Source organism: Paenibacillus silviterrae, assembly GCF_030167925.1.
Lineage (GTDB): Bacteria > Bacillota > Bacilli > Paenibacillales > NBRC-103111 > Paenibacillus_G > Paenibacillus_G silviterrae.
Genome location: NZ_JASKUT010000002.1, coordinates 1471583 through 1493981 on the forward strand (window position 1 = coordinate 1471583; position 22399 = coordinate 1493981).

Below are 22399 nucleotides of genomic sequence, written 5' to 3' on the forward strand. Positions count from 1 at the left end.
TACACACACGAGTTAAGTATATGTCGAGACCATACGCATCCATCCCTGATTATGGAAATATGTTTTCTCCGTGCTAGTAGACAAACCGAAAGCTTTTGAGATCAAACTACCTTCCCCACCGTCCCCTAAAAAGAAGATACACCGCATGAACTCCGGTTAGCCTATCCACCGGACAGGTTACCGCGGCAATCCTTCTGATCGCAGCTGCTTCAGATCTTCCATCAGCCCGAAGAGCTTGCCTTGCGGGGTGCCGTAAGCATCCTGCAGCGCGCGATAGTGCCCGTACAGCCGGTCGTAAGCTGCCTTCGTCCGTTCGATCGGCTTGTAGCTATGCTCCTGGAGTCTGCCCATCGCCTGAATCGCCTCGTGCAGGCTGGCATATCCCCCTGCAGCCGCTCCTGCAGCCGCTGCCCCGCAGATGGCTGCGCCCAGCGCTACCGGCTGGCTGGACTTGGCAATCTTGATCTCCATCCCGAGCACGTCTGCAAAAATCTGCATCAGCAGCCGGTTCTTCTGCGGAAGACCACCGCAGGCATACAAGGCTTCGATACGGATGCCGCCTTCACGAAAGCGGTCGACAATGCTTCGGGTTCCGAACGCCGCTGCCTCCAGCAGCGCGCGGTACATTTCCGCTTGCGTTGTGCCGAGCGTTAACCCGACCATCAGGCCGGACAGCCCGGCGTTCATGATCGGGGCACGGCCGCCGTTCCACCAATCGATGGCCAGCAGGCCCGATTCTCCCGCCTGCAGCTTGGCGGCTAGCCGTTCCAGCCATTCATGCACACTGCAGCCCGCCTCCTCGGCTTCACGCTTCGTGTCGGCGGATACGCAAGCGTTCACGAACCAGGCGAACATATCCCCGACGGCAGGCTGTCCTGCCTCATAACCGAAGAGCCCCGGTACGATTCCGTCCTCGACCACACCGCTTACGCCTGCTATATACCGCTCCTCCCCGCTCAGCACCATATGGCAAAGCGAGGTCCCCATTGCCAGCACCATGCTGCCCGGTTCGGTAACCCCGCAGCCAAGCACCGCCGCATGGGCGTCGATAATGGCCGTAGCCACCGGCGTCCCGGGAAGCAATCCGAGCTGCTCTGCCTGCTCCTGCCGCAGCGTGCCGGCTCGAACGCCTGCCGGCTGCACCGCACCCGCCAGCTTGGAGGAGTACAACCCCTCCAGCTTCGGATGCAGCTCCTTCAAGAAATCACCGGACACGTACCCGTCCGTCTTATTCCACATTCCTTTATAACCTGCGCAGCAGCTATTACGGGTCAGCTCACCGCACAGCTGCCAGACAACCCAATCGGCTGCTTCTACGAAACGGTCCGCCGCCTCGAACACCGCTGGTGACAGCTCGGCCGTCTCCAGGACCTTCGGCAGCAGCCACTCGGAGGATATGTTGCCGCCATAGCGCGACAGGAAGCTCTCGCCTCTTGTCCGCGCCAGCTCAGTAAGACGCTTCGCCTGCGGTTCCGCCGCGTGGTGCTTCCAAAGCTTCACCCAAGCGTGCGGATCCTCCCGGAATTCCTCAAGGAAGCATAGAGGCGTTCCGTGCTCATTCACAGGGAGCACCGTGCAAGCTGTAAAGTCAACGCCTATGCCGATGACCTGCTCCGGCTGAATCCCCGCCTGCTGCAGAACGGCCGGAATGGACCGACGGAGTACTTCAAGGTAATCAGCCGGGTGCTGAAGCGCCCAATCCTGCGGCAGCCGGTTCGGTGAGCCGGGCAGTGCGGCATCGATCACTCCATGAGGGTAAGGCGTCACGTGCACGGCGAGCTCCTCGCCATGGAGCACATCCACCAGAATCGCCCGGCCGCTTTCGGTCCCGAAATCTACGCCAACGACATAATTCCGCTTTTTCATCGAGTCGGCCTCCTACTTGTACAAAGGGCCGAACTGGGTACACGCTCGGAAATCCGCCGATTCTAAATCTGCTGTGCCGAAAGCTGACCACGCGCTGGGACGGAAGATCCGCTCCTCCGCCACATTATGCATACTGACAGGGATTCGGAGCATGGAGGCCAAGGTAATCAATTGGGAGCCGATATGTCCGTAGCTCACTGCGCAATGATTGGAGCCCCAGGCACTCATGACAGAGTACACGTCCCGGAATACGCCTTTCCCCGTAAGCTCGGGTACGAACCAGGTCGTCGGCCAAGTCGAATTCGTACGCTCATCCAACACGTCATGTATCTCCTGAGGAATGTCAACGGTATAGCCTTCAGCTAATTGCAGTACCGGACCCAGACCTTGGATTAGATTGAGCCTTGCCATCGTTACAGGCATGCCCCCAGCCGTCTGATAATCCGTCGAGAAGCCCCCGCCTCGGAAGAAATCAACCGCCGGACACCATGCTGTCGCTTCCAGACAAGCCTTGACTTCTTGCTCCGTAATCTCCCAGAACGGCTTCATCGCCGCTTTGCCATCCTTCCTTTGGCGGCCCGTTCCGTCAAGCGCGGCCGGTCCCGAGTTGATCAGATGGATCATCCCGTGCCGCGCTAAGCCGGTAAGCTCATGACCCGTTACGCGCTTCACCGCGTCCGGACTCCAATACGTTCTCACATCCGCGAAAATTTGTGCCGCATCCGTCAGGAGATGCCCGAAGAGCATTGTGACAGCGTTCAAGGTATCATTTTCCGTAGACAGGATGTACGCTTCCCGAATGCCGTTCCAGTCAAAGGAGGAGGTCAGAATCGCTTCCATAAAATCACCGTTAGGATAATAGTCCGTCCACATGCGCTGACCTTGGAAGCCCGCAGCAATTGCATTACGTCCAAGCGCTTCCTCGCCGTAGCCCATTTTCGCCAGCTTCGGATTGCCCACCATGAGATCACGGGCAATCAGCGTCATCCGCACGACCGTCTCCCAATCCGCTTTCTTCTGCTCCTCCGTCCGCTTCAGATGGGCGGGATTCACATCCTTGCCTTCACGGCAATGCTCTTTTGTCCATTGCAGCGCACGCTTATACTCTTCCTGGTCATAAATGCCAAGCTCCATACGCCGCACAAACTCCGTCATATCTACATACTCGTTACGCATGCCCAGATACTGCTGGAAGAAGCCTTCATCCGCTATGCAGCCTGCGATGCCCATCGATACCGAGCCAAGCGACAGGTACGATTTCCCCCTCATTGTCGCTACGGCAATGCCTGCCTTGGCAAAGCTCAGCAGCTTTTCCCGCACATCTGCCGGAATAGTGCCGTCGCCCATGTCCTGCACATCCCTGCCATAAATGCTGAATACCGGCAAGCCCTTCTGGTTATGAGCGGAATTGGCAGCCGCCAAATACACGGCTCCGGGGCGCTCCGTCCCGTTAAAGCCCCAGATTGCCTTCGGCATGTCTCTGTTCGTATCGATCGTCTCCAGAGGGTAACACCAGGAAGGGGTGACTGTTATCGATACGCCGACGCCCTCCTTTTCGAACTTCGATGCCGCCTGCGCCGCTTCGGCCACGCCGCCGATACATGTATCCGCTATCACACATTCCACCGGCAATCCGTTGGAGTGGCGCAATTGGCTTCCGAGCAGCTCGGCAACCGCCTTGGCCATGTTCATGGTGACATCCTCCAAGGACTCCCGGATCCCTCCCCGGCGTCCGTCGATGGCCGGACGGATTCCAATCTTCGGCATTGCCCCTACAAGTCGATTTCCTGCTACACTATGATTCATCTTATAATGCCCTCCTTTTATGTGTTAACGTTTACACATTGTTTATGAAAAGCGTCAAGAGAATCGCTTCTCAAAACGCGGTGTAAATATTCGTTTCTCCCGTTCCCGGCTTTTCTGTTCTATCCGCTTCAGTGTCAGCTCCGCCACAGCCTCACCAATCCGGTCAGGGCTCTGGTAGATCACGGACAGACGCTGGTTGAACAAGTCCGCCGCGGGCACTTCCCCGAAGGAAACGACTTCGACCGAATCCAGCGCTATGCCTCTTTGCCTCAAGCCCTGGTAAAAGCCGAAGGTCATCTCATTGTTCGCCGAGAACACAGCAGCGGGCGGCTTATTCTGACTCATGATAAAGTCGCTGGCCCTGATGCCGGAAGCTCTCGTATAATCTCCGTTGAACACCAAGATTGAGGCCAGATCAAGCTCCCTGCGCCGTAAAGCCTTCTGCACACCCTCCAGCCTTTCCCTCGCCGTACTAATGTCGGTCGGGCCCAGTAACAGTCCAATATCCGCGCCGTATTTCTCAAGCAAATAATCCGTTGCCTCCTCGGCGGCAGCCGCATTATCCTCAACGACAAGATCCGTATTCACGCCGTCCACGATGCGGTCCAGCAGCACCACATAGGTACCTGCCCCCACCAGATGCTGCAGAATATCTGCATTTTTCCCTGTTCCGGCAATGATTAGCGCTTCAATCCGCATCCCTTGGAGCAGTTGAATCGCCTCCAGCTCCTTCGCCGCATCCTCGCCAGAATCCATATAAATCAGATGATAGCCTTTCTCCAGCAGATGCTGCTGCACGCGCCTCGCGACCGTCATAAAATAAGAGTTCGTCATATCCGGCAAAATAATGCCGACGGTTCTTGTACGCTCCTGCTTTAAACTCCTTGCGAGCACATTCGGCTGATAGTTCATGCTCTTCATAACTTCCTCGACATGCAGCCTTACCTCCTGGCTGACATATCCACTGTTGTTCAGTACACGAGATACGGTCGCCGTTGATACCCCTGCGGCCCGTGCCACGTCTTTAATTGTAATCGAGCTCACTGCAGTACGCCTCTATCCTGGATTCCATAGTATAACGTTTACACATTTAATTTAGCATATCATGACAGCCTTTACAATCCTGATTTTTTATATTCCAAACTGCCTGCTCTTTCCGATTGAAAAAAGGAAAGGGACGCCATTACAGAGCTCTGTTAGGCGTCCCATTTACTCGTTACCGCGGTATGTTGTCTATCAGCTATTTACCTTGCCTGTATCACACTGGGTCAGTGTGAATTCCAGGATCTTGCGCAAGTGCTTATCTCCGGTGGAATGGCCCCGGAACGGGTAGATGTGCAGCTGCTTCTCCGAGGTAATCCGGTTGTAAGCCGCGAATACGGTTTCCGGCATACATACGGTGTCCTTCAAGCTGACTGAGACGAGGATCGGGATCCGAATCCGGTGGGCCAGGTTCATGTTATCGAAGTAGCTGAGCGTCTTCGTCACAGCCTCCCACTTGTCAGGGAAACGGGACACATAATCGGCTGCTTCGGTAAGGGAGCCCGTCGAGTTAAAGATCCCCCAATCCATATGACACATATTCGGGATGTCCGCAATGGCAAAAGCAAGCTTGTCGCTAAGCGCGCTCATCAGCATGGCCAGCCCTCCGCCCTGGCTGCCCCCGGCTACGCCGATTCGGGCGGTATCCACCTCCGGCTGTTCGGCAACCCAGTCAATGGCCCGCAAGCAGTCGACGGATATTGCCTTGTAGTAGCAAGTGTCTTTATCATCAATACCCTTGGTGATCCAGCCCTTGGCCATACCGGTCTCTTGCGGCAGCAGGTCTCCCGTGCCTCCCGCTTGACCGCGGATGTCAATGGCAAAGACGGCGATGCCCGCCAGCAGCCATGGAGCATAATGCTCCGGCAGCAGACTGCTTCCGGTGTAGCCGTGAAGCTGAATAACGCAGGGAAAGCGCTCCTCGTTCCATAGCGACGGCACGAGGAAGCAGCCGTTGACCGGCGTATCTGCGTAGCCTTGATACGTTACCTGATACGCCTGCACTCCGCGCATAGGGGTGGAGATGAGCTGCCGCTTGGCGGGTACAGTGACTTGACCAGCCTGCTCCAATGTGCGATTCCAGAAGGAATCGAGGTCCTCCGGAGTGGTAAGCTCCGGAGTATACTGATATAAATCTTTCACTTTTCGGTCTAGAAAACCCATGTAGTAGGAACCCTTTCTTAACCTATTTTTTCCCGGAGGACGAATGCGGAACAGTGACAATAGCAGAAGCAGTGGTGTGATTTCCTGCTTCATCCGATGCGAGGTAGGTTACCGTATACATTCTACCTGAACCCTTGCCACTCCTTTCCGCACGAAGCAAAAATTCAAAATCAGCCGTGCCTGCTTCCGCTCCTTGAATATCGCCCGCCGTATCGCCGTCACCGAGACCTTCATCCAGCTCATTGCTGACGACCGAAAGAAGAGTTACCTTCACATCGCTTGTGAACCGGTCCTGGGCATAGGTAGAGGCTGTTACGGAAACCATCCGATGATTAGCCGGGAACAGCACCGATTCGGACAGCGTTACCTGCAGCGTCGGGGCCGTTCGGTCAATACGTACAAGCTTGGTATGCACGGTTTCTTGATTGCCTGCCTTGTCAACGCTCCAGTAGCGAAGCGTATGGATGCCCTCCTCGGTCAGCTTCACGGCCGTTCCCGCGACAGGCTGACCGTCATTCACCGTGTAATAGGTAGCCGCCACACCGGATTCGTCATCCGTTGCCCGCAGCTGTACCGTTACATCCGAAGCCGACCAGCTCTCCGGCGCATTGTCCGTAGTTACTGGAGCCTTCCGGTCGGGAGACGGCAGCACCGTTACCGGATATGTGCCTTGAACCGAGCCATTGGAGGCTCTAAGGATCGCCGATCCCGGACGCAGTGCCGTTACAACGCCGCCGGGGTCAACGGATAACGTCTCAGGCTGGCTGCTGACCCATGCCACATTATGGATCAAGCCGCTGAAGCCGTTGTCATAAACAGCCTTCGCCACCGACGTACGCACTTCGCCGGCCTTCAATTCACCGCTGAGTCCCTCCATTGCGATTCCTACGACAGGTGCCGGCCCTAGACCACTAGGACCAAGCGTCATGCTTCCGGTACGGGAAACAAGACCGAAATAACCGGGGCCCTTCAGTGCCTTAGCGGTCGTATCCAGGAAGTTAAAGACCTCGTTGCCGTCCACCTTCATGATTAGGCGAACGCCGCCCGCTTCCTCGAAGGAGCCCAGCTGAACCCGGTGCTCCTCACCCAGCGGAAGCATCGTGTTCGGAACGGCATCGCCGCCGATGCTGGTATGTCCTGCGATATTGCCGTAGATGACCGTCCGCGCGCCTTCATTAAACCGCTGCAGCTCCAGAGCGCCGGAGCTGATGGTTACCAGATAAGAGCTGCCGTTGCTATATCCCTTCTCCATATCCTGATTGCCGAACATCAGGGCGTACCAGCTGCCGGTTCCATTGATCTTAAGGTTAAAATCGAGCAGCTCGTTCCGATACGTTCTGCCTTGGTAGATCGCATGACCGCCGGGTGTGCCCACGGTGATCTGCCCGCCGGTCGTTTGCTTGGTGCCATTGCCGGTAGAGCTAACATACCAGTTGTCCGCATCGCCAAACTCATAACGCATAGCGTAATCGGAAGAGCTCTCGTGATTCCATACTTTGAGGAGTACATGGCTTACGGTTCTGTTGCCAAGGAAATCGGCTTCCATGGTAAGCACCGTCGAGCCCGCTTGATGCGCAGTCAGTATCCCCCCCTCCGCCACGGAAGCAATCGACGGCTCACTGGACCGATAAGTAATCGAGTCTAATCCGATCTTGTTCCCGAAGGCGGTGCTCCCGTACCCGGAGAGCGACACGGAAGTGCCCTCCTCTACATAGACTACCTTCCCTACTTGATCGTCCAAGCGTATTTCAGCCAGCGTATCGCCGACAAATACATCCGCTTCCACCGTCCTCAGCAGGGAACCGTTCACAATATGCGCCCGAACCTTGGTGCTGCCGACAGAAACGCCCTTCACGGCACCCTGCTCATCCACTACGGCAATCGACGGATTGACCGTGGAGTAATAGATACGGCTCTGCTCCTGCGTTACCGTCTGATCCTTGCCGTTCTTCGAGAACAGCTTCATGGCTGCGCTTCCACCGACGGCAATATTCACTGCCTCGGACGACCAACGGCTTACCTTGCCCTCCGACAGGAAGCGATAATCCGGCTGCAATCCCGCATTGTCGATAATGGCGCGAGCCTCGCTCGGCCAGTTCGCGTCTGGATACGAATGCGTATTTTCGAAGGTCACGTTGACACCGGAATTCGTATAAGCCTCGCCGGTCGTATAGTTATTATAGAAGTCCAAATCATGGATCGTTTGTGTCCATACCAGCGCCCAGCGCTTAGGCGAATGCCATGGCGGCGACTCCTTCAGATCAATGACGTTATTCTCGTAACGCCAGTAAGCTGAGGCTTCATCGGCGTACAAGGCACCGTTGGCATCCATCTGGTTGCGGATATAGTTGCCCGACACCAGGTTCTTATTCTCAGGTGTCGCACCGGTTACCCCCAGGCTGTAAATCGCTCCGCCGTCACGAAGTCCCATACCCATCAGGTCATAAATCAGGTTATTTTGAATTTTGACATTGCGGGTAATCGGATCGAAGGCCTTAGCCCATCCGTAGCCGATATGCGTTCCGCTGTAGGGAATGTTGTAAATCTCATTATGGCTGATGTCCATATCCTCGGGATAGCCGGCGGAGATGGCCGCGGCGGACTTATAGTCCACTCCGATATCATGGATCAGATTATTCACAATATCGTTGTTCTTCATCACTTTACGGTGATCGGCCGGGTTGAATACCTCGCGATCATTCGAATTCGGTGAGCCTACATTGATCGCGCCTCCGGAGATATCATAGAATTCATTCCCGCGGACAAGGCTGTTCTGCACGCCGTTATCCATGCGAAGCGCCGTAATCCCCAGCTTGGCAAAATGATTCCGTTCGAAGTTCACGGAATTCGCCAGCTGAATCATAATCGCCGCGTCCGCCAGCTCATCCGGAGTACCCGGGTAACGAAGGTAGTTATTCTGGGCATCGGCATGGCCCAGGCTTGTGCTCGGACGCATCCAGGTCGTGTACATGAAATGCAGCCCTTCGAATTGCACGTTGCGGACCGGCTGATCGGCGGAAATCCCTTGTATCGTGATCAGCTTCTCAAGTACAGGAGCAATGACAGCAGCCTTAGACAGCTGCTCCCATGCGCGCGGCTTGTAGTACAGCATCCCCTCGGCGGAATCCAAATACCATTCTCCCGCATGGTCCAGCAGTTCATAAGCATTCTCGTAATGAACAGGAACCGTGGCGGACGTCATCCCCTTATTGGCGACGGCGGTCCAGCCGGGCTCCTCCATTGTAATAACGGCTTTCCCGTCCGCAGCCGAAATCGAAGCGACGCCCGCCCGCGGATTCGTCCAAATCTCGTTAAATACAAATTCCAAATCGGCAGGGTTCCTCCAGCCGGCCAGGAACGTATCCTCAGAGACATAACCGGTGGCCGTCTTGACCGGGTTGGTCAATCCCCCTTCGCTGCGTGCCCGTACGGCGCGAACCCCGTCCACAAAGAGCTGCCTTGTCTGGAAGCCGGGACCCACAGCCGCCTTGTAGATTCCCTTAGCCGGATCATGCTCTACCCAGCCGGTTACGGCGCGTCCTCCGCTGATCACCGCCTGCTCGCCCGGATAGCTGCGGTAGGTGACGAAGTGCCCGTTCTTCCCGGAATCGTTCGGATCCAACTGAACCGTATCCTGCAGCGTGTACGTTCCCCCGCGCAGATTGACGACAATATCGCCGGTCATCGCGGCGTTCAGCTCACGCACCGCCGACTTGGCTCTTGTGATCGTACGGAACGGTGCCTCGATCGTTCCCGGATTTGTGTCCTGGCCGTTTGGCGATACATAAAGCTGGTGCTGAATGGTGCGCGCTGTGACGGTGACGGTCGTCTCCCCGCGGACCGAGCCGTCCGCGCTTAGTGCATACACTTTGGTGGTGCCGGCACCAACACCCGTTAATTCGCCGTATTGATCTACGGCAGCCACCTGCGGATCATTCGTTCCCCATGTCAGCTTTTTGTTCGTACTGTTGTCCGGAACGACGGTCGCCTGAAGGAATACGCGGGACCCTGCCGGAACGCTGGAGGTCAACGGAGCAAGAGAGATGCCGGTTACCGGAACCTCATTGACCGTCACGGTGGTGCTGACAGGTGGCAGATTCTCGAGCGGCGCAGCCGTAATGACAGCGGTTCCAGTTTTGATGCCGGTAACCACCCCGCTCGAGCTTACGGTCGCAACGGCCGGGTTATCCGAGGTCCATGCGGCCGTTTGATTCGTCGCATCAACGGGATCATAAACAAGCGTCAACGGCAGACTGGCTCCTGCAGCCACCGAGTAGCCCGCTTCCTGGAACGAGGCGCTAAGAGCAGGCTTATACGAATAAGCATGGAACTCATCAAAGTAGACGCGGCCGATGCTGTCCTTATAGATACCGAGATAGAAGGACGTCAGCGCTTCTCCCTCCGCCATCGGTTCTTGCGCCAGCTTAAGCTCGCCGTTAATGTACAGATCGAAGGTGTCGGTCTCGGCATTCAGCGCAAGCTTCACATCATACCATACCCCGCCGCTGTAGGGCGTAATGTTGGTCCAGGCCGAAGCGCCCTTCTTCATATAGGCGAAATGCCCGTTGTTGAAGGCGAACTTGGCCAATACCACCGTTCCGCTCTTGGGCGACGGCAGGTAGATGACGGCGTCTCCTTGCTCCGGCCGCACCTGATACGTGAGAACGCTCTTGGCTGTTGCAGACGCGGTCAGTTTACGCTCGAGCTGGTACGTTGATACGGACTTCGCGTTCTTCTGAGTATGCAGCAGCCGGCCCGGGTGTCCCTGAAGCTCCTCGACGACCGCCTTGGCGACGTAAGGATTCGGTGCCGGTTCGACCGCAGCCGGCGGATTGCCGGACCATCCCGGCGGCCTCTGGCCAAGCGTCGCCGTATCGAAGGTGTCGGCCAGCAGATCGCCTCCTGCAGCGGCGAAGACGGAAGACGCCGCGGAGGGTGTCAGCGAGCCTAGCATTAAAGTGAAAACTAAGAAAACGCATACAAACCTTGACCTGGTAAACAATGAATACATGATTTCACCCCTTTCAATTTGTGCCCAGCATAAGGCTCGAAATCCGGCAAATTCAATATCCAATTTTCCTGTATATCGCTTATTCCGCGATGGCATCGTCAAATTCCAGCCGGATGACCATTACGGTTCCGGTCATTTCATTAACGGGCACCCGCTTGATGCGAAGATACGGCTTTTCCTTCCAATACCAGGGCAGAAGCTCCACACTCGTCTCCAGCTCCTGTCCGTTGTTCAGCAGCACCGCTCGTTTCGGCTGTCGGTCCAGCGGCCTTAGAACGATACAGTCGCCCTGCAGATCTTTATATACATGCACGTAAAGATGATTGCCCTTTCGGGTAAGCAGCACATGATCCCGGGCTACGACACTATGCACCTCATCGGAGCCGATGATTTCGTCTCTTCCCCCCATATAAGAGGCAGGCTGGGCATCCGTGAAGGCTTCCTTCACCGATCGATACCAGGAGCCTAGCGCACGCAGCGTCTCCACATGAACCGGATCGAGCGTACCGTCCGCCCGCGGGCCGACATTCAGCAAATAGTTGCCGCCCATAGCAAGAATTTTATCCATGCTCTGCATTAGAAACTTGTGGCTGTAATAGTCCTCCCCCTCACGATATCCCCAGCTCTCTCGACCCAGTGACTGGCAGGCCTCCGTCGGCGTACGGAAAATGCCTCCCTCCGGGACATGCCGCTCCGGTGTGCTGTAATCGCCCTCGCCGGGACCCCGGTTATTGATGAGAATGCCCGGCTGCAGCGAACGGATCAGCTCGTTGATCGCAGGATTATGATACTCGGCCACATTCACGTCCCAGAACCATTGATAGATCGGTCCGTAACCCGTCAGCAGCTCCCGAATCTGCTCCTCAACATATTCATAGTACCGTTCCAGATTCGGCTCGTCCCCCGGGCGCGGACCGAACATCTCATGATGCCTGCCAAGGTTCGGATAATTCGGATGATGCCAATCCGGGCAGGAATAATACAAGCTTAACGGCATGCCTCTCTTGCGGCACGCTTCCGCAAGCATCGCCAGCGTATCCTTACCGTAAGGCGTATTCATGATGTTATAGTCGGTCTGCTTCGTATCCCACATACAGAAGCCGTCATGATGCTTCGTCGTGAAGCAGACGTACTGCATTCCGGCCTCCTGCGCCGCATCCAGCCATTCCTCCGGATCAAACCGCTGCGGATCGAACTGTTGAATCAGCTGCTCGTATTCCGCGCGTGTCGTCCGGCCGCGCCAGAGCAATTGTTCGTGCCATGCGGGGATGGCGTAAAGTCCCCAGTGGATAAACATCCCGAACCGGAGGTCGAAGAACCGGTCGCGGGCATCGTGAAATCGGCGAATCATAGTATACTCTCCCTTCGTTAGTAAGCGGAAAGCGCCCCGTGCAAGAGGCGCTTTCCTACGGAATTATTGGCCGCCCATCTGATACAGATCCTTCATCAGGATGGCTTTGTCTTTGTTCTCGTCGTACCACTTGCCGTAGAAATCGTCCACCTTCGCTCCGCCGGCCTTCTCCCAGGTTGCCTTCGCCTCCTGCACGAACTGATCGACCGTATAGGATTTGCCGCTCACGATCGCTTTGACCGCAAGGTCAATGATCGTTTTGTTGGCGTTGGCGTTGATCGGAGCGAGCTCCTGCGGCAGGTTCGGCAAATAGCTGCTATGAGTAATGCCGGCCATAGGCTTCGCCGGGTCCATATAAGCCTTCTTGGCCATATTGATAATCTGAACCATATCCTTCTCCGCCGGAGTAGGGTTCACTTTGTTCTCCAAGCCGAAGCACTTGCCAAGCAAAGGCGCGAGCATATTCATATCCCCTGCATAGCCGAGCTCCTTCTTGTTCTTCTCCGCATCGATCGGTTCAGGACAGCCGTTGGCGCTTAGCTTATGATGGACGCCCTCGAGCCCGTTTTGAATCGTATTGTAATACTTCTCGCTGGACATGAAGTCGATCATCTTGATGACCGACACCGGATCCTTCGCCGCTGCGTTGACCATTCCGGTCATTTGGATCGGCGTCGACAGAAGCGGGCTGTAATGGCCGAAGGAGGTCTTCGGAAGCTCAATCGGGATGATTTCGGCCTCCGGCACATTTTTCTTCAGCGCTTCATAAATCTTCACATCCGCCCCGTTACCGCCGTAGATGCCGAGTTTGCCCGTAATCCAGGCTTGCTTCTGCTTCTCGCCGTTTTTATCCGTCACGAAATCCTTATCCGCAATACCGGCGTCATAGATTTGCTTCTGGAATTCAAGCGCCGCCTTCAAGCGGTCCCAATCATGCACGACCTTGCCGTTCTCTACGATCCAGGGGTACTGTCCGGTACCGAACAGCGTGAAGTTGGTCCCGAACATATTGTTCAAAATGATGCCGGATACAAAGCTAAGCCCGATCCCCTGCGTATCCGCCTTTCCGTTGCCGTCCGGATCCTTCGCCGCGAACACCTTAGCGACCTCGAGGAGCTCCTCCGGTGTCGTAGGCGCTTTCAGGTTCAGCTTCTTAAGCCAGTCGGCGCGGATGAACAAGTAATGCTGGGGCCCGAAATTCATCGGACGACCGAGCAGGTACATTTTGCCGTCCGGCATCGTTCCCGCTTTCTTAATAGCCGGATATTTCTCCAGCATTTGCTTATATTCCTTGCTGTGCTTGGCAATCAAATCGTCCAGCGGCATCAGCTGCTTCTGACTGTATAATTGTCCCTGATAGGCCGTATCGAATTCGAGAATGAGATCGGGCGCCGATCCCGACGCGAACATCACGTTGAATTTCTGCAGCGATTCGAAGCGCGGCACCGTCACATACTTCACATCGGCGGGGCCGTTCTCGTTAACCCACTTCGTCCAGCGGTTGTTATCCATCGTTCCTTCATCCGCGGGAACCGTTCCCCGATCGTACAGCGATACCGTAATCGAACCGCGCTTCGCGGGCTCCTCCGCCGCATTCTTCGTATCGTCGGTCTTGCCTGCTCCATTACCGCCACAGCCTGCCGCAATGAGCGAAAGCGCTAGTATCGCGCTGGAAGAGCGCTTCCAGTTTCTTTTTTTCATGAAATTTCGACCTCCCTATTCATTGTACATGATGGATCGACCCGCTTGCACTTTCCGAACTTGCTTCGGTCCTTCTGAAGGCAGCTACCCTTTCACCGCGCCGATCATCACCCCTTTAACGAAATACTTTTGCAGCAGCGGATAAACGACGAGCATAGGAAGAATGATGACCATAATACCCGCCGCCTTCATGCCCTCCGGCGTAATATTCGGAATTTCCTGCTGGTTCATGGCGTTGATCTCCTGCAGAATCGACTGGCTTCGAACCATCTGCTGAATGAGCACGGTCAAGTTATACTTCTCCGGGCTGTTCAAGTAGATGAGCACGTTGAAGAACGAATTCCAATATTGCACGCCGTAAAATAAGGCAATGGTCGCGAGCATCGGCAGCGACAGCGGGAGAATGATCCGCAGCAGCAGTCTCCACTCGCCGCAGCCGTCCATACGCGCCGCTTCATCGAGCTCCTCGGGGATATTCTCGAAGAAGCTCCGCATGATCAGCATATTGAAGGTGCTGACAAGGCCAGGGAACCACAAAGCGCCGTAGGAATCGATTAACCCGAGCTGCTTAATCACAAGGTACGTCGGGATGAGACCGCCTTGGAACAGCATGGTAAACACAATGGCCAAAGTGATGAAGCGACGGCCGTAAAACGCCTTGCGGGATAACGGATGAGCCGCGAATATCGTGAAAATCATGCTGAGCACGACGCCGACAACCGTGATTATGACGTTATTGGTAAAGGCGCGGACAACTGGAGTGCCTTTGAACAGCATCTCGTAAGACTCTAATGTGAATTCCAAGGGCCACAGGGTGACGTACCCGGACATGACCGGGTCCTTGCCGCTCAGCGACAGGGAAGCCAAGTGAAGGAGCGGCAGGAAGCATACTAGACCGGCAACGGCCAGCAGGAAGTAGTTCACGCCGTAAAATATTTTTTCGGAAAATGAAGTGCGCATGCGTTTGTTTGCCCTCCTCTCACCACAGCTCTTTGTTAAAGCGTCTGGCAATGGCATTGGTAATTACGACCAGCACCAGCCCGACGACGGATTCGAACAAGCCGAGTGCAGCGGTCAGACTAAATTGTCCTCCCTGCAAGCCCGCCTGATAAATGAAGGTGCTGATGACCTCCGAAATGTTGGCGACAATCGAGTTCTGCAGCACGTAGACCTGATCGAAGCCGACCTCCATCACCCGTCCCATGGCCAGGATGAGCATGACGATAATCGTCGGACTGAGGCCCGGCAGCGTGACGTGCCACATCTGCTTCCATTTGCCGGCGCCGTCGATGCTCGCCGCTTCGTATAAGCTCGGGTCGATGACCGTCAGCGCGGCCAAGTAGATGATCGCGCTGAAGCCCGCTTCCTTCCAGATGCCCGAACCGAGGAAGATCGAGATCCAGGACCACTCATGGAACAGGAAGGCATAAGGCTCGCCGAGCAGCTTTGCTACGAGCTCATTCAGCATGCCCCCTTGGGAGAAGAGCGTGAGCACAATCCCTCCGACGACAACCCAGGAGAAGAAGTGAGGCAAGTAGACGAGCGTTTGCACCGTGCGTTTGAACCAAGTCTTTCGGACCTCGTTCATCATAATCGCCAGCGCGATCGGAAACGGAAACCCGACAAACACCGATAAGATACTGAGCACCAGCGTATTTCGGATGATTTGGACCGATTGTGCCTGCGTGAACAAATTGGTGAAATTATCGAACCCGACCCACTGGCTGCCCCAGATGCCCTCGTAGAACGTGTAGTTCTTAAATGCAATCACCAGTCCCAGCATCGGGGTGTACTTGAACAAAATATAGAACACGGCAACCGGCAAAAACATCAGCCAGAGCGGTACGTTCTGACGGAATCGTCTGTTGTTCCAAAGGGACCGGCGCTGCGCCGAGAGCTTCTTCTCTTGAAGACCCGCATCCCATGCTTGTTGGTTATTCATGTGTGTACCTCCTTCCGGCTGTTTAGTATCGGCGACCGATTCGGTTCGCCTTGCTGAACTCACCTTACCCTCCGAAGCCGCTATCCGGCAATATTCATCTTTCTCGTATACCTCCTGCCGCTTCGAACAAACAAAAAAACGCCCGGCAGCAAGGCTTTTCGCCTCGGCCGGACGTGATCTCATTCAGGGCCGTTCTCCTTTCGGTAATCCCCCGGAGTCGTGCCCTCCACCTTCTTAAATACCCGTATAAACGACATCGGATACAAATATCCAACTTTCTCGGCGATCGCCTGCACCGGCTCCGACGTCTCGAGCAGCAGCCGTTTGGCCTGCTCCACCCGTACCTTGGCCAGGTAATCGACAAACTTCTCGCCGAACTCCTCTTTAAAAATACGGCTTAACGTCTTCTGATTCATGTCGAAGGTATCGCTGATCTGGGCAAGGGACAGCTCGCTGTCGGTGTAATGCTCCATAATATATTCACGCACCTGAGCGGCCAGAGTATACTGCTCCCGGCCCATTCGAAGCCCGCGGAGCTGCCGGTCGACCTCGCCCAGCGCCTCGTACAGGTAGCTTCGAGTCTCCTCCACCCATTCCGGATCCTCAGGTAAATCATGGATGCGCCGGAGGCCGTCAGCCCTCCATACCTCCTGCAGCTCCTGCGGCAGCTCCTGCATCTCCCGCTTCAGCTGCGCCTTGAACAGGCGAATCAGGCCGGTGACGTCTTCGCGGGAGTAAATACCCGTGGATAAGGCCTGAAACGCCTGCCGCAGCAGAAGCTCCCAATCCGGGTTGCCGAGACGGAACAGCTGGGCCGCCTCCTGCAGCTCCTGCATTAAGGTATCCACGCCGGAGCCTTCGGCTAACGAGCCCCACTGCGGGTCATAGACGATGACCCTATTCGGGCCCAGCGAGATTTTGCGCTCCAGCGCCTTCTCCGCCTGCCGATAGGACAGATGGACTTGATGCGGTTCCCTGACGGTTCCCCCGATGCCGAATGTGATCGTAAACTTCAGGTACTGTTCCACCCAAGCTCGAGCCCGCTCCGCCATCTCGGTGATCTTCACGATCATCCGTCTCTCGCCGCCGCTGCCCGCCTTCCGGTAGAACAATCCGAGCCGGCTCGGAGTGACCCACTCCGTCCAGAGGAACTCCTCCTCTTCCTCGGCGATTTCCTGAATCGCGCTGCGCAGGGTAAACTTGAAAAGCAGCTGATCCCGAGCTGAATATTCGGAGATGAACCGGGCATACGCATCCATCTCTACAATAGCGGTGGCTGCGTAATCGAAGGGCGCCTCGATCCCGAGCAAAGCGGACTCCCTGTGAAGCTCCTCTTTGGAGATCGGCCGCGTCCCCTCCATCAGCTCCTTGAACAGCTGCGATCTGCGGTAGATCATTCCTTCGGCCTGCTGTTCCTCGAACCGGTTTGATTGCTCGATCAGATTCACCAGGGCATGGTCGATAAAGGCAAATTCGTCCTTGACATCCGTTCGGTCGACATACCCTTTCTTTTGCTCCGTGAAGGACTGAATCCGGCTGACGACCTGATCGATCGGACGATACTGCCGGTGGCTGATATACGTCATCGCTCCGACCCCGCCGACAATCGCTATGAGTCCGAGGACGAACCATATGTACGAGAAGGTGGAGAGAAAAGCGAATACACTGTGATGCTGCATACTCATATACAGCTTCCAGCCGGAATACGGGGAAGCCAGCACCACGCTGCCCTTCTCCGCCGCCGGCGCCTGCGGGCCGCATGGCCGCGCCGCCCCTTCGAAGCTGCTGCCGCCGGCATCCATCAGACAAGCGGTCCCGGTGCCGTTGTCGTACATCTCCTTCACGAGCGCCTGGAGCGAGCTGGAGCGCACGTTGATGACAATCAGGCCTTGAGCGCCGGAATAATAGGGCATTTTTTTAACTAAAGAGACAATCGTCTTCTGGCGGTCATCGGAATCGTACAACGACAAATTTCTTACACCGCTCCACAGCATCGGCTTCGATGATTTCATTGCCCGCTCGATAAAGTCACGGTCCCCGAAATCCTTGATTTCCGATGAGAAATGCTGCAGCAGCACCTTGCCGTCCGTCGCACGGTACAAATAAACGGAATCGATCATCGGCAGCGGCGCCACGAAGTCGAGCAGCACCTCGGTAACCCCATAATACGAATAGGGGGATTGCTCCCCCGTTTGTTCGAAATAAGCTGCAATCTTAGGATGCAGCAGTAAATTTTTACTGGCGAGCGTATCGATATTCTGCAGCGTGGAATCGACAATATGCATGACCTGCTGGGAATACACCTCATACGTCTTCAGGGATTGCTTCTTCGTCAGCTCGTTGACACCAAGAAAGAACAACAGCATCAAGCAGAAGATGACCGCAAAAAAAATCGGAAGGTAGGATAAAATAAAACGATACAACCACTTTTTTTGCAAAACGCATCTCTCCTATAGCGTGTTGTGAGGTTCTTTCATTGTAAAGGATTCGCTCGGAAATGCCTACCTTTCCCGCAAGCAATAATGTTCCAGCACCGGCTTCATCAAGGCGGCCAGCCGCTCTCCCATCCGCATGTGGCCGTAGGAGCCCGGATGGATCATATCGGCGGAGAGGCTCGAATAGTCCATCATCACGGACGAGCCGTCCAGCAGGTACACATGCGGGTGCTGCAAAGCCTTCACTTGCTCCTGCAATATGTCATTATAACGTCTCTCCCGTTCTCCCGCGACCGTATCCGCTTGCGTAGCGAAGTTAGGATAAATCGTAATGACGAAAATCGGCTTCTTCGGATGCCGCATGGCAACCTGCTTCAAGAGATACTCCGTCCGTTCGGCGAACGCCTCCGGGGTGAATTGATCCCGCATATTCACTCCAAGCTCCAGTGTAATCACGTCCCAGTCCTGACGCTCGGCGAGGAAATCCGCCATCTCCTTCTCGCACAGGCACGAGCCGCTCATTCCTTTGTTGGAAACGTCCGCCTGCAGGCGGCGGGCCGCTTGATCCACGTAGGAGAGCGGATACGTCATCAGGCCGTGCGTGATGGAGGAGCCGTAGGCCAGCCAGCGCAGGCGAGGCGTCTCCTCGGGCTTCGGCGGCCGTACGGGATGCCCGAACGTGTTCAGACGCAGCAGCACGGCATTCGCCCGGCCGAAGATGATGCGCCATACCTCCGGTGCGAAGCCGCTCTCCAGCAGCTGCTCCCGCGGTATCATGCTCAAGCGAGGGGGCTCCTCCAGGTGGAGCGTAGTGGGTAAGCCCGCCTGCAGGCGATGCATGGAATGAAGAATGCCTCCCTTATACACCGCGACCTCCCCTTCGTTATTAGGGAGCTGCAGGGTGATCCGGACATTCGGGGCCGGGGTGACGAACCTGATCTCACAGCCGGTCGATTCCTCGGCAATGAATCGGCCCCGTTCTCCCAGCGTGTGCCTTACCTCCTGAGGAAAGCGGCACAGATGATAGCCACCCGCGTACCCCTCCAGCGCGGCGACATTGTGAAAGTGAAGCTCATCAATCTTTAGGCTCATCCTTATTCTCCCTGTGGACTCAGCTTGACCTCAGAGCCCGTTCTAGCCGATTCGTACAAGGCCGAAAGAATATTGATCATATCTACGCCGTCCTGCGGCGAATTCACCGGTACGGCTCTGCCTTGAATGCAGTCGATAAAATGGTGCAGATGCGGTGTATGCCCGACGTTATCCTTCGGCAGCCGCGGAAGCAGATCAACCAACGTTCCCGCCACCTCGGTGAAGACTTTAGCTTCGCCGCGGCGGTAGCTGAGTCCGGCCCCCGTACCTCGAAGCTCAACGAAGTTCATTTCCTCCTCGACATTGGAGGCCCAGCTGAACTCAATCTGCAGCGTTGCTCCGTTGTCGAAGCGGATAAAGCCGGTGGCCAGGTCCTCCACGTCAAAGGTGCCTTCATCCTTGCTTTCTCCAAATTGACTATGCTCCGAGTCGCTGATCGAGGATCCGGCAAACTTGGTATAGGCAGCACCCGTAACCGAGACAGGGCGAGGAGCGCCCATCAGCCAAATGGCAACGTCGATAAAATGTACGCCCAAATCAATGAGCGGACCGCCTCCCGATAACGACTTCGTGGTAAACCAGCCGCCCTTGCCGGGAATGCCGCGGCGGCGAACCCAGCCACATCGGCCTGTATAAATTTCTCCGGCATGTCCTTCGGATATATATTTCTTTAGGAACTGAACCGCCGGACGGAACCGGTTGTTCCGCATCGCCATTAGAATTTTACCGCTGCGCTCGGCAGCCGCAGCCATCTTGGCGGCTTCCTGCGGCGTTACGGCATCCGGTTTTTCACAGAAAACATGGATACCCCGCTCCAGTGCCGCTACGGAAATTTCGCTGTGGTAGGCATTCGGCGTACAAATATCAACGAAATCAAGGCCCGGATGCGCCTCCAGCAGCTCATTATAATCGCTATATACGTGCTGAATCCCAAGCTCTGCAGCCCGCTGCAACGCCCGCTCCGAATTCGTGTCGCAAAGAGCCGTCAGCTCCACCTCCGGGTGATTCTCCAGTGCCGGGGCGTGGGCCGATCTGAATATATTCCCTGCTCCAATAATACCTGCTTTCAATTTTTTGCCACTCATCGTTGTTCGTCCCCTCCGCTTCATGAATGCTGTACAGCCGTACAGATAGCTATACCATAGGGAAGCGAGGGGGCTGAGGCAATATTCACTTTTCTCGTATATGGCAAAAAAGGCGGTAAGGAGCGGGTTAATCTCCGGCTACGGCAAGCCAGTGGCCGGACTGTACCTCAACGAACCGGGACCGCTCCAGCCCGTACGGATCCGCCGCATTCGGATCTGCGGGAGGCACGAATGCTTTGCGGGATTCCACGGCCGGATCGGGCACGGGGATCGACGACAGCAGCGTCTTGGTATACGGATGCAGCGGGTTTGCGTACAGCTCCTCGCTCTCCGCGAGCTCGACAATCTTGCCCTTGTACATGACCGCTACGCGATCGCTGATATGCTTCACCATCGAGAGGTCGTGGGCGATAAACAAATACGTCAGCCCGAGCCGCTGCTGCAGCTCCTCCAGCAGCCGGACGATCTGGGCCTGAATGGATACGTCCAAAGCCGAAAGCGGCTCGTCGCATACGATAAACTCCGGCTCGACCGCCAGCGCCCGCGCAATGCCTATCCGCTGCCGCTGTCCTCCCGAGAATTCGTGAGGGTAGCGGCCCGCATGCGATGCGCTGAGCCCGACCAGCTCGAGCAGCTCCTCCACCCGCCGCTGCCGCTCAAGCTTGCTGCTCGTCATCTTGTGAAGATCGAGTGCCTCGCCTATGATGTCGACAACCCTCAGCCGGGGATTGAGCGAGGCGTACGGATCCTGGAAGATCATCTGCATATGGCGGCGCATGATCTTCATCTCGCTGCGGTTCAGCCGATTCAGCGGTATCCCCTTAAACAGCACTTCGCCTCCCGTCGCTTCGTTGAGCCGCAGAATGGTCCTTCCCGTCGTAGATTTGCCGCAGCCCGACTCCCCTACCATGCCCAACGTCTCCCCAGCGCGAATGCTGAAGCTGATATCGTTGACGGCTTTGAGCATTTGCCCTTTACCTAAGCTGAAATGCTGCTTGAGCGACCGCACCTCCAGCAGAGGAAGGACATCCGGTGAACGGGGGACGGCCGGAGCGGGCTTCGGCTTCTTCTTCTCGTCTAGCCGCGGCAGAGCATTCAATAGGCGCAGCGTATAAGGATGCTTCGGAGCGTAGAAGATATCCTCCGTCGTACCCGTTTCCACGACCTCGCCGTCCTTCATGACCACGACTCTGTCGCACATCCCTGCCACAACCCCCAGATCATGCGTGATCAGGACGATGGACGTACCTAGCTTACGCTGAATTTCCTTCAATTGATGGAGAATCTGAGCCTGAATGGTGACATCCAGCGAGGTCGTCGGCTCATCGGCAATCAGCAAGGAAGGCCGGCACGCGAGTGCGATGGCGATCATCACCCTTTGGCGCATCCCCCCGGAAAATTCGTGCGGATATTGGTCGTAGCGGGCTTCGCCATTCGGAATGCCGACCAGCTTCAGCAGCTCGATCGCCTCCTTGCGCGCTTCCTCCCCGCTCATCCTGCGATGCTTGATCAGGCTCTCCTCAATCTGCCGCCCGATTCGCATCGTCGGGTTCAGAGAGGACATCGGGTCCTGGAAAATCATGCCGATCTCCCGTCCCCGAATCTGCTCCATCTCCCGGTCCGTCTTATCCGCCAGGTTCTGCCCCTGGAACAGCACCCTTCCTCCTTTCACCACCGATGGAGGCGTCGGGAGCAGCCTCATAATCGTGCGCGCGGTCACGCTCTTGCCGCTGCCCGACTCTCCGACAATGCCTAACGTCTCTCCCTTGCGGACAGCAAAGCTGACATTGCGAACCGCTTCCACCTCCTTATCTCGAGAGTAGAAGGATACCGACAGCTGCTCTACTTCCAATATGTTTGTCATCCTGCTCACCTGTTCTATAAATTTTTGGGAGATTAAGCGGC

13 protein-coding genes are annotated in these 22399 nt (G+C 56.1%); all 13 read right to left on the reverse strand.

What is annotated here, in order from left to right; genetic code table 11:
• Positions 1-177 precede the first annotated feature (177 nt).
• Entirely contained in the window at positions 178-1866 is a 1689-nt protein-coding gene (locus QMO62_RS29455; RefSeq protein ID WP_284646048.1) for a ribulokinase, read from the reverse strand.
• Between the two features lie 12 nt (positions 1867-1878).
• Complete coding sequence (locus tag QMO62_RS29460) at positions 1879-3672, reverse strand: L-fucose isomerase (RefSeq protein ID WP_284646049.1); 1794 nt, start codon at positions 3670-3672, stop codon at positions 1879-1881.
• Positions 3673-3726: 54 nt separating this feature from the next.
• Positions 3727-4716 carry a LacI family DNA-binding transcriptional regulator gene (locus QMO62_RS29465; protein ID WP_284646050.1) on the reverse strand — a complete coding sequence of 330 codons (990 nt, stop codon included), beginning with the start codon at positions 4714-4716 and terminating at the stop codon, positions 3727-3729.
• A 192-nt stretch (positions 4717-4908) separates the two neighbouring features.
• Positions 4909-5877 (reverse strand): acetylxylan esterase, encoded by a 969-nt coding sequence (locus QMO62_RS29470; RefSeq protein WP_284646051.1) that lies wholly within the window; start codon positions 5875-5877, stop codon positions 4909-4911.
• Positions 5878-5899: 22 nt separating this feature from the next.
• Positions 5900-10831, reverse strand: coding sequence for an Ig-like domain-containing protein (locus QMO62_RS29475; RefSeq protein WP_284646052.1), 4932 nt, complete (start codon positions 10829-10831; stop codon positions 5900-5902).
• Positions 10832-10967: 136 nt separating this feature from the next.
• Positions 10968-12239, reverse strand: coding sequence for an alpha-L-fucosidase (locus tag QMO62_RS29480; protein WP_284646053.1), 1272 nt, complete (start codon positions 12237-12239; stop codon positions 10968-10970).
• 63 nt (positions 12240-12302) lie between these two features.
• A complete protein-coding gene (locus tag QMO62_RS29485; RefSeq protein ID WP_284646054.1) occupies positions 12303-13940 on the reverse strand; it encodes an extracellular solute-binding protein in 1638 nt (545 codons plus the stop codon).
• An 84-nt stretch (positions 13941-14024) separates the two neighbouring features.
• Positions 14025-14900 (reverse strand): carbohydrate ABC transporter permease, encoded by an 876-nt coding sequence (locus QMO62_RS29490; protein WP_284646055.1) that lies wholly within the window; start codon positions 14898-14900, stop codon positions 14025-14027.
• 19 nt (positions 14901-14919) lie between these two features.
• On the reverse strand, positions 14920-15882 hold the full coding sequence (locus tag QMO62_RS29495; RefSeq protein WP_284646056.1) for an ABC transporter permease: 963 nt from the start codon (positions 15880-15882) through the stop codon (positions 14920-14922).
• A gap of 179 nt (positions 15883-16061) precedes the next feature.
• Positions 16062-18320 (reverse strand): helix-turn-helix domain-containing protein, encoded by a 2259-nt coding sequence (locus QMO62_RS29500; protein ID WP_284646057.1) that lies wholly within the window; start codon positions 18318-18320, stop codon positions 16062-16064.
• Positions 18321-18383: 63 nt separating this feature from the next.
• Positions 18384-19409: an SGNH/GDSL hydrolase family protein gene (locus QMO62_RS29505; protein ID WP_284646058.1), complete on the reverse strand. Its 1026-nt coding sequence runs from the start codon at positions 19407-19409 to the stop codon at positions 18384-18386.
• A 2-nt stretch (positions 19410-19411) separates the two neighbouring features.
• Positions 19412-20494, reverse strand: a complete 1083-nt coding sequence (locus tag QMO62_RS29510) for a Gfo/Idh/MocA family protein (protein ID WP_284646059.1) — start codon at positions 20492-20494, stop codon at positions 19412-19414.
• A gap of 127 nt (positions 20495-20621) precedes the next feature.
• Complete coding sequence (locus QMO62_RS29515) at positions 20622-22358, reverse strand: ABC transporter ATP-binding protein (protein WP_284646060.1); 1737 nt, start codon at positions 22356-22358, stop codon at positions 20622-20624.
• Positions 22359-22399 lie beyond the last annotated feature (41 nt).

Coding starts and splice junctions, on each gene's coding strand:
- QMO62_RS29455 (WP_284646048.1), bottom strand. CDS start 1,866: ATGAAAAAGCGGAATTATGTCGTTGGCGTAGATTTCGGGACCGAAAGC.
- QMO62_RS29475 (WP_284646052.1), bottom strand. CDS start 10,831: ATGCTAGGCTCGCTGACACCCTCCGCGGCGTCTTCCGTCTTCGCCGCT.
- QMO62_RS29510 (WP_284646059.1), bottom strand. CDS start 20,494: ATGAGTGGCAAAAAATTGAAAGCAGGTATTATTGGAGCAGGGAATATA.
- QMO62_RS29505 (WP_284646058.1), bottom strand. CDS start 19,409: ATGAGCCTAAAGATTGATGAGCTTCACTTTCACAATGTCGCCGCGCTG.
- QMO62_RS29460 (WP_284646049.1), bottom strand. CDS start 3,672: ATGAATCATAGTGTAGCAGGAAATCGACTTGTAGGGGCAATGCCGAAG.
- QMO62_RS29485 (WP_284646054.1), bottom strand. CDS start 13,940: ATGAAAAAAAGAAACTGGAAGCGCTCTTCCAGCGCGATACTAGCGCTT.
- QMO62_RS29470 (WP_284646051.1), bottom strand. CDS start 5,877: ATGGGTTTTCTAGACCGAAAAGTGAAAGATTTATATCAGTATACTCCG.
- QMO62_RS29480 (WP_284646053.1), bottom strand. CDS start 12,239: ATGATTCGCCGATTTCACGATGCCCGCGACCGGTTCTTCGACCTCCGG.
- QMO62_RS29515 (WP_284646060.1), bottom strand. CDS start 22,358: ATGACAAACATATTGGAAGTAGAGCAGCTGTCGGTATCCTTCTACTCT.
- QMO62_RS29490 (WP_284646055.1), bottom strand. CDS start 14,900: ATGCGCACTTCATTTTCCGAAAAAATATTTTACGGCGTGAACTACTTC.
- QMO62_RS29495 (WP_284646056.1), bottom strand. CDS start 15,882: ATGAATAACCAACAAGCATGGGATGCGGGTCTTCAAGAGAAGAAGCTC.